The sequence below is a fragment of the Stenotrophomonas maltophilia group sp. SKK55 genome, assembly GCF_057179845.1.
Map to the genome: position 1 here is coordinate 33263 of NZ_JBXUHP010000018.1, position 15114 is coordinate 48376.

The window sequence follows — 15114 nt, forward strand, 5'->3', positions numbered from 1 at the left end:
GGCTCTACCGGAAGCGTGATCAGCCACCCTCGGCGTTGCGCACAAGGGTGACGAAATCCGCGCAGGCGCGTCGATCAGGCATCGGCGCGCTTGGAGCCCACGGCCAAACCGGCCTTCAGGCTGGCCTCGACGAACTCGTCCAGGTCGCCGTCCAGCACCTTCTGCGTATCTGAACGCTCGATGCCGGTACGCAGGTCCTTGATACGGCTCTGGTCCAGCACGTAGTTGCGGATCTGGCTGCCCCAGCCGATGTCGGACTTGGTGGCTTCCACCGCATCCTTCTCGGCGTTGCGCTTCTGGATCTCCAGTTCATACAGCTTGGCGGCCAGCATCTTCATCGCGTTGTCGCGGTTCTGGTGCTGGCTGCGGCCGGTCTGGCAAGCCACAACGATGTTGGTCGGAATGTGGGTGATACGCACTGCCGACTCGGTCTTGTTCACGTGCTGGCCACCGGCACCGGACGAACGGTACACGTCGGTACGCAGGTCGGCCGGGTTGATGGTGATGTCGATGTTGTCATCGATTTCCGGCGACACGAACACCGAGGTGAAGCTGGTGTGGCGGCGGTTGTCCGAGTCGAACGGCGACTTGCGCACCAGGCGGTGCACGCCGGTCTCGGTCTTCAGCCAGCCGTAGGCGTAATCGCCTTCCACGCGCAGCGTGGCCGACTTGATGCCGGCGACGTCGCCACCGGAGACTTCCATCAGTTCGGTCTTCCAGCCGCGCGACTCGCACCAGCGCAGGTACATGCGCAGCAGGATCTCGGCCCAGTCCTGGGCTTCGGTGCCACCGGCACCGGCCTGGATGTCGACGAACGCGGCCGCATTGTCCATCTCGCCGGAGAACATGCGCTGGAACTCCAGCTTCTCCACGTGCGCCTGGTGCTTGTCGAGGTCGGCGACCACCGCCAGTGCGGTCTCCTCGTCCTGCTCGGACTCGGCCAACTCCAGCAGTTCAGTGGCGTCGTTCAGGCCATCGAGCACCGAGGCGATGCCGCCCACGGTCTTTTCCAGGCTGGAACGCTCGCGGCCCAGGTTCTGGGCGTACTCGGCGTTGTTCCAGACGTCGGGGCTTTCCAGCTCCCGCGTTACTTCTTCAAGACGCTCTTTCTTGGCGTCGTAGTCAAAGATACCCCCGAAGCGACAGCACGCGATCGGTCAGATCGGTGATGCGCTGGCGGACAGGATTCAGTTCGATCATGTCGGCGGTTATGCATTCAAAAGATGACTGGTAATGATACCGCAGGCCGGGGATGCCCGGAATGAGGGCCTGGACCTGCGCCGGGGCTCCAGCATGATGCACTGGCGCTGCATTCAGGCGGGCGATGTCCGCCTTGGCGCGGGGAGCCGGCCGGGCTGCGGCCGACCCCACACAGGGCCTCCTTGCCCCAGAGCGGCGTCGACGAGGGTCTTCCTTGCCCCCCCTCGGACGGCCACTTGGGGCAGTTGACTATTTAACCTCGAACTCGCCCACCAGCACGGTCTCGGCACGGTCCTTCAGTCGCATCGTCACCATCTGATCCTTCTGCTTCGGCGTGCCCCAGTGGGTGGTCAGCCGCAGCATCAGGGTTGTCGCACCGGTCACCAGCTGCTGGCGGCTGCCAAAGTAGTTCGCCTCCACCTTGTACTTGCCCGGCTTGGCGTTGCGCAGCGAGAACTGCTCGGGGCCATAGCCGCCGGTAAAGTCCTGCGACATCTGCCCGCCCTGGTAGGTCAGCCGATTACCGTAGTAAGCGCGCTCGCCGTTCGGGTCGGTTACCCACAGGTCCATGTCGCTGTTGTCGGCGTCCCACGACAGCACCACGCGGAGGTCCAGCGGCATCGCCTGCAACAGGCGCGGGTCGATGCCGGTGGTATCCAGCCGGGGCGTGCTGCCGGCCACCAGGTTGGTCAGCTCATCCAGTGCGATCAGGGCGATGCCATCGAAGCGGCTGTCCCACGGCCGCACCACCACCTGGTACAGCGGCGCCAGCGCCTGCTGTGGCTTGCCGGCCGCTGCCAGCGCCAGGCCCAGGTCGCGGAAGCTCTGCGGTTCTTCCTGGCCCATCGCCAGCACCTGCTCGAACACCGGCACCGCCAGTGCGGGAGCATCGGCCTGCATCAGTCGGTAACCGAGCACGCGCAGCAGGTGGCGGTTGTCCAGATCCATTTCGGCCAGGTTCGACAGCACCCGCAGTGCCAGCTCGCGCTGGCCCTGCTCCAGCAGCAGGTCGGCCACATCGAGGAAGAACGCGCTGCTGTCGGCGTGGGCATCGCGCTCGGCCAGATAGCGGTCATAGAGCTGCGACGGCGGCCCCTGGCGCAGGCGCCGGGCGATGGCCGAGTCCGGCTGCCAGGCCGCCAGCTGGATGCCGAGCTGGCCGTCGTTGGCGGCAGCGGGCGCAGTGACACGGCCACCAGTGACCGTGATTGAATCCAGGGCCTTGTTCGATGCAGGCGCTGAGCGACGTGCACGCGCGCTGCTGGCTTCCATGCGTTGCTCGGTCGCCGCCATCGGCGTGGGGGCGGGCGGAGCGGCGGGGGCAGGCGCGGCGAGCATCGCCATCGGGGCCGATTCCATCGCGTAGTCCGCCGAGGCCACTTCCAGTGCCCCGCCCTTCGCCTGCGGCGGCGCATCCTTCGGCCAGCTGCGGTTCCACCACTGCTGGCGCTCCTTCCAGCGGGCGGCCACTTCATCCAGGCGCTGGCGATCAGCAGCGGCGCGATCCCTGACCTGCACTGCAAACTTGGCGTCGTACTCCGCGCGCAGCGTGCCCGAAGGGCGGATCGCATAGCGCAGGTAGTCCTCCAGCGTCTCCAGCACGATCAGCGAGGTATCCGGCCCCACCAGGCCAAACTGTTGTGACAGGCGTTGCATCGCCTCGCGGTTGCCATGACGGTAGGCGGCCAGCTGCTGCAGACGCGCCTGCGCCCACAAACCGGCCAGCAGTTCACCGTCCTTGCTCTTCTGCGTGGCGGGCAACGCCTGCCATTCGCCGCCACCCACGCGCACCCGCATCGGCACGCCTTCGGCCGCCAGTCGTGCATGCAGCCACAACCAGCCCTGGGCTTCACTGCGACGATCGATCACCACGTCCTGCACGCCGCGCCCTGCATCGACCTGCACATCCAGCGGCGACGACAGCAGCTCACGGGCGGCCAATTCGACATCCTTCCCCAGCGCGACGAAGCGACCACCATGCGCTTCGCTCCAGCCACGCAGTCGCACGGCATCGGTGCGCGCACCGGCGCTGCTGACCGCAAACAGGCGTTGGTCCGGCGCCATCGCCGGCAGCTGTTCCGGCCCGTAGGTCAGCAGGCCATCGCTGACCAACAGGTATTCCTTCACCCTCTGCTCTGGTTGCCACTGCGCCAGCGCGCTGGCACCGTCCGGGCGTACGGCCTGCAGTGCCGCACGCAGCTCACTCCAGTTACCGGCGCGGATGCGGAAGCGACGCACCGGCTCGGCGCGATCGCGCAGCACGGTCAAGGCCACGGTGCCGTCACCCAGCGCGGCGAAATAGCGATCCAGCAGGGCGAACTCGCGCGTGCGTTCGCGCTGTCCCGCCGAACCGGAGCCGTCCCACAGCAGGCCGATTTCGCTCGGCAGTCTGCGCGGCGTGCTGCTGGCCGCCACCGGCAGCTGCGCCAGCAGGTAATGGCCGTCCTGCCAGGGCGCCACCTGCACCTGTGCCTGGCGTGCTGCCGGCAGGCTCCAGTGCAGCTGCTTCGGCAACTGCGCGCCCTTGCCCTGCCACTGCAGCTGGCCCGCGCTGATGCGGAATGGCGCCGTACCTACGGTGGTCGTGCCAGGTGCCTGCAGTTTCAGTTCAACCGAGGCTGCACCGGCAGCAAACTGCAGCGGCAGCGTCCACTGCCAGCCTTGGCCGGCGAAGGCCAACGGCTCGCGAATCACCAGCTGCACGCGTCGGCTGCCGCCGGCCGGCAGCGGGTAGATGCGCAGCCGGAACTGGTTGCCGGCGGTCTGTTCCAGCAGCCCCGGGTCGACGCCACGACGGGCGATCTCCTCGAACACCTGGCGGCCGCGGTCCTTGGGCACCGGCACCGCGTCACGCATCTCGCCGTTGATATCCAGCGCGAAGCCGCTGATCTGCTGGCCATCGGCCAGCGGGAACTGCAGCTCGCCCTCCAGTACCCGCCGGTTGGGGTTGTGGAATTCCAGCGTGATCCGGGTCTGGGCGATGCCGGCCTGGATCTCGCCCTCGATGCGGGCGTGTCGCAGTTGGACCGCCTGCTCAGCCGCCGGTGCGATCAGCAGCGGGGTGGCGGCCTGCGGCCGGGAGATCGGCGGCGACTGCGCGCCAGCGGGCCAGGCCGCAAGGGCCAGCAACAACACAATGCAGCAACGGGCGAAGACCATGACCGGACTCCAGTGGGATCGTGGATCGTTGAACGCACCAGCAGCCGTAACGGGGTTGGGAGACCAAAAAAGGGGACGGAGGGGATTAAGTCGCAACTGGCAAACAAGGCACAAGCGACTTAATCCCCTCCGTCCCCTTTTTCTCAGGCGGGCAGGCAGTGCTCGACGATCAGCTGGATGGCGCTGCCGCCGCGATAGTCGTCGCAGGCGAGCCGATAGGCGAGATGCACGTGGCGACTCGGCGCGTTGCCGTGCCAGCCGCCGAAATGGATGGCGTTGATGGTGCCGGGTACGCCGGGCAGGCGCAGTTCCAGCTTCAGGTGACGCTCCTTCAGCACGCGCCAGTTGGCCACTTCGAAGCGGCCATCGAACAGTGGCTCGGGGAAACCCTGGCCCCACGGCCCGGCCAGGCGCAACGCATCGGCGTGGCGATGGTCCAGCTCGTCCGCGGCCAGCTCGCCGTCACTGAGCACCTGCTGCTGCAGTGCCGCCGGATCGAGCATCTCCAGCACCACCGCGACGAAGGCGGCCTTGAAGTCATCAACGTGGTCACGCCGCAGGCTGAGGCCGGCCGCCATGGCGTGGCCACCGAAGCGTTCGATCAGGCCCGGGTGGCGCGCATCGACCAGCGCCAGGGCGTCACGGATGTGCAGGCCGGGAATGGAGCGCGCCGAGCCTCGCAGGGTGTCGGCGCCGGGTTCGGCCGGGGCGAAGGCGATCACCGGGCGATGCAGGCGATCCTTCATCTTCGACGCAACCAGGCCGACCACGCCCGGATGCCAGTCGGCATCGAACAGGCAGGCCGCCACCGGTCGCTGCCCCGACATGTCGAGCACCACGCGGGTCAACGCCTGCTCGGCGTCATCGGTCATCGCCTGCTGCACCGCGCGGCGTTCTGAGTTGATCTGCTCCAGCGTCTGCGCGATCTCACGTGCCTGGCGCGGGTCTTCGGTCAGCAACAGCGCGATGCCCAGCGCCATGTCTTCCAGCCGGCCTGCGGCATTCAGGCGCGGGCCGAGCGCGAATCCGATGTCGGTGGCCGTCAGCCGCGCAGCATCACGGCCGCTGGCTTCGATCAGCGCACGCAGGCCGACACAGCCCTGCCCCGCGCGCAGACGGCGCAGGCCTGCGCTGACCAGCGCACGGTTGTTCGGGTCCAGCGCTACCAGGTCCGCAACGGTGCCCACCGCCACCAAGTCCAGCAGCGTGGTCAGGTCCGGTCCCTTGCCATCGGCAAAGACACCGGCCTCGCGCATCTGCCGGCGCAGCGCCATCAGCACATAGAAGATCACACCAACACCGGCCAGTGACTTACTGGGGAAGGCATCGCCATCCAGGTTGGGATCGACGATCACGTCGGCCGGCGGCAACTGCGGCCCCGGCAGATGGTGGTCGGTGACCAGCACCTGCCAGCCGCGCGCCTTGGCCGCGGTCACGCCCGCATGGCAGGCAATGCCGTGGTCGACGGTCACCAGCAGATCCGGCTGCAGCGCAGCCAGCTCTTCCACCAGCGACGGTGACAGGCCATAGCCGTGCACCATGCGGTTCGGCACCGCGTGGAAGACGTGTTGCGCGCCGAGCATCCGCAGGCCACGCACGCCGACCGCACAGGCGGTGGCGCCATCGCAATCGAAATCGCCGACCACCAGAATGCGCTTGTCGTTGGCGATGGCTTCGATCAGCAGGCCCACTGCATCATCGATACCGGTCAGCAGCTCGGGCGCGTGGAGGCTGCCCAGTTTCGGCAGCGCCAGCTCTGGCGTTCCCGCACCGCGGCTGGCATAGAGTCGCGCCAGCAATGGCAGCGTGCCCTCTGGCCAGCTGCCGGGCACGACCGCATCGCGGCGGCGGATCAGCGGTGTATCAGAGGGCGGCTGCGCAGCATCGGCGGCAAGGGACATCGGCATCGCCGGTTACGAAAGACCTGCACATCATAACGTGCACCACTCTCCCAGTCGGCTGCCGCTGCTGACGAGGCCCCTTGGCTCTTCGGCCAGCAGCATTTGGATTTCACGACCGCATCTTCCATGCTTGCCTGCCCTGGAACGGACTTCCATCCATGACCCGCACCCTGCTGACCGCGCTGATGGCACTCGCCGTGGCCTCGGCCGCCCACTCCGCGACGCCTGAGCCCAGGCCCGGGGTCGAATTCGAACACAACGACTGGTCGCTGGCCTGTGACAACACCCGCACCTGCCGCGCCGCCGGCTACAGTCCGGAACAACCCGGCAATCTGCTCAGCCTGATGCTGGAACGCGCGGGCGGCCCGGGTACGAAGGTGCTCGCGCGGCTGCGCAATGGCGACGATGGCGAAAGCCCGACGCCGACCGGGGCGCTGCGCCTGCACCTGAACGGCAAGGACCTGGGCCCGGTGCGCGACACCGGCGACGGGGACAAAGTGTTGTTGCAGCAGGCACAGACCGATGCACTGGTCGCCGCACTGCCGCGCCAGGCACGCATCGAGATCATCGACGGCGAGGGCAAGGCGTGGCCGATCTCCGACCGCGGTGCAGCGGCCGTACTACTGAAGATGGACGAGGCCCAAGGCCGGCTGGACACGCCGGGGGCGCTGGTGCGGCGTGGCGACAAGCCCGAAACGAGCGTACCTGCGGCGTTGCCGGTGCCAGTGATCATGCGCGGCACACTGGTGGCACCGCGCGCCTCGGACGCGGCACTGGCGAACGCACCGGGCCTGCGCAAGGCACTGATCGCCAGCCTGCCGAAGCCGGATGAGTGCGCCCGCCTGAGCGATGGCGGGACAGATGAAATCGAGATCCAGCGACTGGACGCCCAGCATGTGCTGGCAAGCACCAGCTGCTTCGTGGGTGCCTACAACTTCAGCAGCGGCTACTGGGTAGTGCAGGACAAGGCGCCGTACCAGGCGAAGTTCGTGGCCTCCAACGCGGAGGACTTTGATCGCGATGACGCGACGCTGCGCGGGCGCTTCCGTGGACGCGGCATCGGTGACTGCTTCTCCGGCCACGACTGGGCCTGGGATGGCGCGCGATTCGTGAAGAGCGGCGAGTTCACCACCGGGCAGTGCCGCGGCGTGGCGGGTGGTCATTGGCAGCTGCCGACGGTGGTCAGCGAGGTCCGTTGAGGCGCCGCTACCTGCGATAGTGCCGCCCGCTGGCCGGCAACCCCGGCAAACATCGGGGTCAACGCCGTTTTCCGATGGAAAACGGATCCGACCCCGCTCGGCAGAGGCCCCGATCAGTCGTGCAGCTGGCGCGGCTTCTTCCAGAACTGCCAGCGCTGGCCACGGTCCAGCTGGAACTGCAGGCCGTCCTCGAAATCCAGCACCAGCCGCTGCAGTTCGCCACGCTTGAGCGCGGCCAGCAGCGGCCGGATCGCATCATTGCCGAGCTGCTGCAAAGAGCGCAGCTGGCGCAGGTCAACCAGTGCATCCACGGCCTGCTCGCCGTCCACGGCCACACCAGCCGCCAGGGCCAGGCCCTGCAGCAGCGCGTCGCGGCTGCGCACCTGCGCGTGCGGGGTGCTGACCGACACCGGCATCACGCCACCGCCCCAGAACCACAGCGAGTTGATCGGCTGCTGTCCCTGCGCGGCACGCTGCTGGTTCCAGGAATGGTTGTGCAGCAGCACCTGTGCCTCGGTCATCAGCGCCCGCCATCGACGGCCGCCCTGCCCTTCCGGCAGGTGCGAGAACAGGTCATCACCCAGCACCTCGTCGGGGCTGTCGAAGTCCGGCAGCTCGCTGTCGATCGGCAGCCGCAGGTACCAGCGCGAAGGATCGGGTGCGTCAAGCACAAAGCCGGCGTCGGCGAACAACGGCTGCAACACCGGCAGCAACGCCAGGCAATCGGCCAGCGTCGGCCGCAGCGTTTCGCCGTAGGCCATCATCCGCGCGCCGTGCATGTCCGGCACCATGCAGGCTGGATCGGCACGCAGCCAGCTGGCGCCGGCAGCATCGCCGACGTCGCGCTGGCGGGTCAGCGCGGCCACCGGCCAGTGCGGCGCGGCAACCGAGAAATGGCGTGTCAGCTGCGCGCGTTCGCCCGGCGCGACCTGCACCGTGGTGGCACGGCCGAGCGCACGTGCCACATCGTCCGGCAGCGCAGCCGCGGCAAAGCGGCTGCGCGCCGGCAACAGCAGGGTCGCCGTCGCCACGTGGTCAGTCCACGTAGCTGACGCTGACGATCTCGTACTCGCGTTGGCCGGCCGGGGCGTCGATCACGATCGAATCACCTTCCAGCTTGCCGATCATCGCACGCGCCACCGGCGAGGAAATCGCGATCAGGCCCTGCTTGATGTCCGCCTCCAGGTCACCGACGATCTGGTACTTCTTCTCTTCGTCGGTTTCCACGTCGGCCAGCGTCACGCTGGCGCCGAACACCACCTTGGAGCCGGCATTGAGCTTGCTCACGTCGATGATTTCGGCGTGCGACAGCTCGCCTTCCAGCTGCTTGATGCGGCCTTCGATGAAGCCCTGCTCCTCGCGCGCGGCGTGGTACTCGGCATTCTCCTTCAGGTCACCGTGCTCACGCGCTTCGGCGATGGCCGCAATGACCTTCGGGCGCTTGACCGACTTCAGGTGATCCAGTTCGTCGCGCAGCTTCTGCGCGCCCTTCATCGTGATCGGGGCTCTCATGCATTCAACTCCTTGTGCAGCTCCTGCAGCGACCAGACGGGGCCGGTGCCGCGGAATTCCAGTGAATCCACCAGCGCCTTGGCGCCGGCAATGGTGGTCGAGTAGGTGACGCGATGCTGCAGCGCCTCGCGACGGATCGAGAACGAGTCGTTGATCGCCGAACGACCTTCGGTCGTGTTGACGATGTAGACGATCTCGCCGTTCTTGATCGAGTCGACGATGTGCGGACGGCCTTCCACCACCTTGTTGATGATCTCGCAGTCCATGCCGTGCTGCTGCAGCCACGCAGCGGTGCCACGGGTGGCAACCAGGCTGTAGCCACGCGCCAGCAGTGCCTTGGCCACCGGCAGCACGCGCTTCTTGTCCGGATCGCGCACCGAAACGAAGGCCTTGCCGACCGGCGGTGCCTTGATGCCACCGGCTTCCTGCGCACGCGCAAAGGCGGCGTTGAAGGTGCGGCCGACGCCCATCACCTCGCCGGTGGAGCGCATCTCCGGCCCGAGGATCGGATCGACACCCTGGAACTTGGCGAACGGGAAGATCGCTTCCTTCACCGAGTAGTAGTCCGGCACGATTTCCTTGGTCGCGCCCTGCTCGGCCAGGCTCTTGCCCGCCATGCAACGGGCAGCGATCTTCGCCAGCGGCATGCCGGTGGCCTTGGACACGAACGGCACGGTGCGCGAGGCACGCGGGTTCACTTCCAGCAGATAGATGGTGTCGGCACCTTCGTCGCTGGTCTGGATCGCGAACTGGGTGTTCATCAGGCCGACCACGTTCAGGGCCTTGGCCAGCTCCACCACCTGGCGGCGCAGTTCGGCCTGGGTTTCAGCCGACAGCGAGTACGGCGGCAGCGAGCACGAGGAATCGCCCGAGTGCACGCCGGCTTCTTCGATGTGCTCCATCACGCCACCGATCAGGACGTTGCCATCCTTGTCGGCGATGATGTCGACGTCGCACTCGACGGCGTTGTCGAGGAAGCGGTCCAGCAGCACCGGCGAATCGTTGGACACCTTCACCGCGTCGCGCACGTAGCGGGCCAGGTCGGCTTCGCCGTAGACGATTTCCATGGCACGGCCGCCCAGCACGTAGCTCGGGCGCACCACCAGCGGGTAGCCGATCTCGCGGGCCAGCAGCAGGGCTTCCTGATCATTGCGGGCGATGCGGTTCGGCGGCTGCTTCAGCCCCAGCCTGTCGACCAGCTGCTGGAAGCGCTCGCGGTCTTCGGCCAGGTCGATCGAGTCCGGGCTGGTGCCGATCACCGGCACGCCGTTGGCTTCCAGCGCGCGCGCCAGCTTCAGCGGGGTCTGGCCGCCGTACTGCACGATCACGCCCTTCGGCTGTTCCAGTTCGACGATCTCCAGCACGTCTTCCAGGGTCAGCGGCTCGAAGTACAGGCGGTCGGAGGTGTCGTAGTCGGTCGACACGGTTTCCGGGTTGCAGTTGACCATGATGGTTTCATAGCCATCCTCGCGCAGCGCCAGCGCCGCGTGCACGCAGCAGTAGTCGAACTCGATGCCCTGGCCGATGCGGTTCGGGCCACCGCCCAGGATCATGATCTTGTCGCGGTTGCTCGGCGCGGCCTCGCACTCGTCCTCGTAGGTCGAGTACAGGTAGGCGGTACCGGTGGAGAATTCACCGGCACAGGAGTCCACGCGCTTGTAGACCGGGCGCACCTTGTGCGCACGACGCAGCGCGCGGATGGCGGCTTCGTTGGTGCCGGTCAGCTGCGCCAGGCGCGCGTCGGAGAAGCCAGCGCGCTTCAGCTTGCGCAGGCGTGCGGCATCCAGCGCATCGATGCCACCGGCGGCGACTTCGCCTTCCGCCGCGATGATTTCCTCGATCTGGTCCAGGAACCAATGATCGATGAATGACAGTGCGTAGATCTCTTCCACGCTCATGCCGGCGCGGAACGCATCGGCCACATAGAACAGGCGCTCCGGGCCCGGCGCCTTCAGCTCGCGACGCAGGGTCTGCAGGTCGTCTTCGTTGCCCAGGTCCTGGCCGGTCGGGTCGAAGCCGACCTTGCCGGTTTCCAGGCCACGCAGGGCCTTCTGCACCGACTCCTGGAAGGTACGGCCCATCGCCATCACCTCGCCCACCGACTTCATCTGGGTGGTCAGGCGGGCATCGGCGGCCGGGAACTTCTCGAAGGCGAAGCGCGGGATCTTGGTGACGACGTAGTCGATGGACGGCTCGAACGAGGCCGGGGTCAGGCCGCCGGTGATTTCGTTCTTCAGTTCGTCCAGGGTGTAGCCCACGGCCAGCTTGGCGGCGACCTTGGCGATCGGGAAGCCGGTGGCCTTGGAAGCCAGCGCCGACGAACGCGACACGCGCGGGTTCATCTCGATGACGACCACGCGGCCGGTCTTCGGGTTGATGCCGAACTGCACGTTCGAGCCACCGGTATCGACGCCGATCTTGCGCAGCACGGCGATGGAGGCATCGCGCAGGCGCTGGTACTCCTTGTCGGTCAGGGTCTGCGCCGGCGCCACGGTGATCGAGTCACCGGTGTGCACGCCCATCGGGTCCAGGTTCTCGATCGAGCAGACGATGATGCAGTTGTCCGCGGTATCGCGGACCACTTCCATCTCGAATTCCTTCCAGCCCAGCACCGACTCTTCCACCAGCACTTCGGTGGTCGGCGACAGCTCCAGGCCGCGGCTGACGATCTCGACCAGCTCTTCGCGGTTGTAGGCGATGCCGCCACCGCTGCCGCCCAGGGTGAAGCTGGGGCGGATGATGGTCGGATAGCCGACGCGGGTCTGGATTTCCAGCGCTTCGTCCAGGGTGTGGGCGACGGCGGCGGTCGGGCACTCCAGGCCGATCTCACCCATGGCCACGCGGAACAGCTCGCGGTCTTCGGCCATGCGGATCGCTTCGCGCTTGGCACCGATCAGCTCGACGTTGTACTTCTCCAGCACGCCGTGGTCGGCCAGGTCCAGCGCGCAGTTCAGCGCGGTCTGGCCACCCATGGTCGGCAGCAGCGCATCGGGCTTTTCCTTGGCGATGATCTTCTCGACCGTCTGCCAGTTGATCGGCTCGATGTAGACGGCGTCGGCCATCTCCGGGTCGGTCATGATCGTGGCCGGGTTGCTGTTGACCAGCACCACGCGGTAACCCTCGTCACGCAGGGCCTTGCAGGCCTGGGCACCGGAGTAGTCGAACTCGCAGGCCTGGCCGATGACGATCGGGCCAGCACCGATGATGAGGATGGTCTTGAGGTCAGTGCGCTTGGGCATTTTCTTCTCTAAGTCAGTACAGCGTGACAAGGGGGAGTGATCGCACGCTGTCGATCAGGAATCTTGATCCGCAGCGCCGCGCCAGTGGCAGCAGCGATGCGGGGTTTACGGTCCATCGCGACGCCACCGGGGGGCCGGCGGCGTACTGATCACGCCTTGGCCTGCTCCATCAGCGCCACGAAACGGTCGAACAGCGGACCGACGTCGTGCGGGCCCGGCGATGCTTCCGGGTGGCCCTGGAACGAGAACGCCGGCACGTCGGTGCGGGCGACGCCCTGGTTGGTGCCGTCGAACAGCGAACGGTGGGTCACGCGCAGGGTCGGCGGCAGGGTTGCTTCGTCGATCGCGAAACCGTGGTTCTGCGAGGTGATCATCACCCGGCCGCTGTCCAGGTCCTGCACCGGGTGGTTGGCACCGTGGTGGCCGTGGCCCATCTTCATGGTCTGCGCGCCCGAGGCCAGGCCGAGCAGCTGGTGGCCCAGACAGATGCCGAAGGTCGGGATCTTCACGTCGATGAAGGTCCTGATCGCTTCGATGGCGTAGTCGCACGGTTCCGGGTCACCCGGGCCGTTGGACAGGAACACGCCGTCCGGCTTCAGCGCCAGCACTTCGGCGGCCGGGGTCTGCGCCGGCACCACGGTCACTTCGCAACCGCGCTCGGCCAGCATGCGCAGGATGTTGGTCTTCACGCCGAAGTCGTAGGCCACGACCTTGAACCGGGCCGGCACGCTGACGAAGGCGTTGGCATCCAGGTCCAGCTGGCCCTCGGTCCAGGTGTAGGTCTTCTCGGTAGTGACGACCTTGGCCAGATCCATGCCCTTCAGCCCCGGGAACTTGCGGGCGGCTTCCAGTGCCTTTTCCACGTCGATGTCGCCGGCCATCAGCGCACCGTTCTGCGCGCCCTTCTCGCGCAGGATGCGGGTCAGCTTGCGGGTGTCGATGCCGGCGATGGCGACCACGCCACGCTGGATCAGCCAGTCCTGCAGCGACACCTGGCTGCGCCAGTTGCTGGGACGGCGCGGAACGTCGCGCACGATCAGGCCGGCCGACCACACCTTGGACGCTTCATCGTCCTGGTCGGTCATGCCGGTGTTGCCGATATGCGGATAGGTCAGCGTGACCATCTGCCGGGCGTAGGACGGGTCGGTCAACACTTCCTGATAGCCGGTCATGGCGGTGTTGAACACCACTTCACCGACGGACAGGCCGGGCGCGCCTACGGATTCGCCCTCGAATACGGTGCCGTCTTCGAGGACGAGGATTGCGGCTTGGGTCACGGGAATCTCACTTTGGCTACCGAGGGGGCTGCCGAAGTCACGCCTGCGCTTCACGGAAATCCGGTTGCAAAAAAGCGCGGACGTACGGTCTGGGACCGGTCCGGCTTTCGTGATTCGGCGAGTGCGAATTGTAGCGCTGCCGGGGCGCTCGCGCCAGCGGTTATCGCGCTTCATGAACAGGCGATTGCGCATTCATTTCGATCCGGCCGGGTATGCGGCACCCGCTGGTAGCGCCGGGCCATGCCCGGCGGAACCGACACCGACGCCGGGCACGGCCCGGCGCTACCGGTTAACGCGGCCCGTCCAGCAGATCGCGCACCCGGTAGCTGCCCGGGGCACGGCCCTGCAGCTGGCGGGCGGCGAACAGGGCGCCGCGGGCGAAGATGTCGCGGTTGGTGGCCCGGTGTACCAGCTCGATGCGCTCGCCCAGCCCGGTGAACTGCACCAGGTGCTCGCCGACGATGTCGCCGGCGCGCAGGCTGGCGTAATGCGGCTCCGCCCCGCCCCGCTGCGCGGCCGCGCCCAGGGTCAGTGCAGTGCCCGATGGCGCGTCCTTCTTCTGGGTGTGGTGCGATTCGACGATGTCGCAGTCCCAGCCGGCCAGCGCCTGCGCCGCGCGCTCCACCAGTTCGTCCAGTACCGCCACGCCCAGGCTGAAGTTCGAGGCCCATACCAGCGGGATCTTCGCCGCTGCCGCATCCAGCGCCTGGCGCTGCGTGCTGGAAATGCCGGTGGTACCCGACACCAGCCCTGCCCCGCGATCCACGCACAGCGCCAGCAGCGGGTCGAAGCCCTCCGGCAGGCTGAAGTCAATGGCCACATCGAACACCGGCGCACCGGGCAGTTCGCTGGCCGCGAAGAACGGCACGCCGTCGATTACGCGCTGGGCCGGCGCGCGACCGGTCACGGCGGCCACGATCTGCAGGGTTTCGGGATGTTCGGCGGCCAGCCGCAGCAGGGCCTGGCCCATGCGCCCGGAGGCGCCGTGAATGAGCAATCGCAGGGGAGTCTGGTTCATGCCTGCAGGCTAGCGGCAGCACGCCTGCTCCGGCAAGCGCCATCGCTGCGATGCTGCATGCCCCTGCGGTGACGGGTTTGCCACTGGACGCGGCAACGCTCCCCTTCAAGTCTGTGGCCCTTCCCTCAGCCCGGGCAAAACCCATGAAATCCTCGACCGTCTTCAGCAAATGCGCCAGGAAGACCGGTTATGCCGGGACGTCGACCACGCGCTACCGCTTGCTGGATGCCGCCCTGCTTGTCGTTAATCACCAGCGCGCCAGCGAAAGCCGGGGCTTCTATGTGAATGCTGGACTCTACTTTCCAGAGCTGCTCGCGTATCCCCTCGCGCCTGACGATCTTGAAACGGCTTTCCGGTACCGCTCCAGCATTCCCACGCCCCATGTCGACTGGCGGATCGAAGAAACGCCAGGCCTGCGCCGGACCTTCATCCAGCAGGACCTTGAAGATCTGCTGGAGGCCGGCAACCGCGACGCGTTGAAGGCCCTGCTGCTCGATGCCCTGGCCGACGTGGCGGGTTTCGCAGCAGCCCATGGAAACCGCGAATCGGTGCGGCGATTGAATCAGGACGGGAACTTCCGCGCGATCATCCGCAGAGAGGTCTGAACCC

Annotated in this window: 11 protein-coding genes; 2 read left to right on the top strand and 9 right to left on the bottom strand. The window is 67.2% G+C overall.

Annotated elements, in window-relative coordinates; genetic code table 11:
* Positions 1-74: 74 nt before the first annotated feature.
* From prfB to recJ, 4 genes are all read right to left on the bottom strand, one after another.
* A protein-coding gene (gene prfB / locus AC2A1N_RS09195; protein WP_111008336.1) for a peptide chain release factor 2 occupies positions 75-1200 on the bottom strand; the annotation gives its coding sequence in 2 pieces (ribosomal slippage) (positions 75-1124 and positions 1126-1200; 1125 coding nt in all).
* Positions 1123-1371: a hypothetical protein gene (locus AC2A1N_RS09200; RefSeq protein ID WP_242894168.1), complete on the bottom strand. Its 249-nt coding sequence runs from the start codon at positions 1369-1371 to the stop codon at positions 1123-1125. The genes prfB and AC2A1N_RS09200 overlap by 78 nt, the downstream gene beginning before the upstream one ends.
* A 78-nt stretch (positions 1372-1449) precedes the next feature.
* Positions 1450-4359, bottom strand: a complete 2910-nt coding sequence (locus AC2A1N_RS09205; protein ID WP_242894149.1) for a VIT domain-containing protein — start codon at positions 4357-4359, stop codon at positions 1450-1452.
* A gap of 143 nt (positions 4360-4502) precedes the next feature.
* Positions 4503-6260 (bottom strand): single-stranded-DNA-specific exonuclease RecJ, encoded by a 1758-nt coding sequence (gene recJ, locus AC2A1N_RS09210; protein ID WP_242894152.1) that lies wholly within the window; start codon positions 6258-6260, stop codon positions 4503-4505.
* A gap of 158 nt (positions 6261-6418) precedes the next feature.
* Here recJ and AC2A1N_RS09215 point away from each other — a divergent pair, with 158 nt between their 5' ends.
* Complete coding sequence (locus AC2A1N_RS09215; RefSeq protein ID WP_242894155.1) at positions 6419-7459, top strand: DUF1176 domain-containing protein; 1041 nt, start codon at positions 6419-6421, stop codon at positions 7457-7459.
* Between the two features lie 113 nt (positions 7460-7572).
* Here AC2A1N_RS09215 and AC2A1N_RS09220 read toward each other — a convergent pair whose 3' ends face one another.
* The 5 genes from AC2A1N_RS09220 to dapB all read right to left on the bottom strand — a co-directional run bounded on the left by AC2A1N_RS09220 (position 7573) and on the right by dapB (position 14505).
* Positions 7573-8490, bottom strand: coding sequence for a hypothetical protein (locus AC2A1N_RS09220; protein ID WP_061479272.1), 918 nt, complete (start codon positions 8488-8490; stop codon positions 7573-7575).
* Positions 8491-8494: 4 nt separating this feature from the next.
* Positions 8495-8959, bottom strand: a complete 465-nt coding sequence (gene greA / locus AC2A1N_RS09225; RefSeq protein WP_181453298.1) for a transcription elongation factor GreA — start codon at positions 8957-8959, stop codon at positions 8495-8497.
* Positions 8960-8967: 8 nt separating this feature from the next.
* Entirely contained in the window at positions 8968-12210 is a 3243-nt protein-coding gene (carB, locus tag AC2A1N_RS09230) for a carbamoyl-phosphate synthase large subunit (protein ID WP_484372078.1), read from the bottom strand.
* Between the two features lie 149 nt (positions 12211-12359).
* Positions 12360-13487: a glutamine-hydrolyzing carbamoyl-phosphate synthase small subunit gene (carA, locus tag AC2A1N_RS09235; protein WP_061479270.1), complete on the bottom strand. Its 1128-nt coding sequence runs from the start codon at positions 13485-13487 to the stop codon at positions 12360-12362.
* 289 nt (positions 13488-13776) lie between these two features.
* Positions 13777-14505 (bottom strand): 4-hydroxy-tetrahydrodipicolinate reductase, encoded by a 729-nt coding sequence (gene dapB / locus AC2A1N_RS09240; RefSeq protein WP_154350704.1) that lies wholly within the window; start codon positions 14503-14505, stop codon positions 13777-13779.
* Positions 14506-14648: 143 nt separating this feature from the next.
* Here dapB and AC2A1N_RS09245 point away from each other — a divergent pair, with 143 nt between their 5' ends.
* Positions 14649-15110, top strand: a complete 462-nt coding sequence (locus AC2A1N_RS09245; protein WP_072168998.1) for a DUF4304 domain-containing protein — start codon at positions 14649-14651, stop codon at positions 15108-15110.
* Positions 15111-15114: the final 4 nt, after the last annotated feature.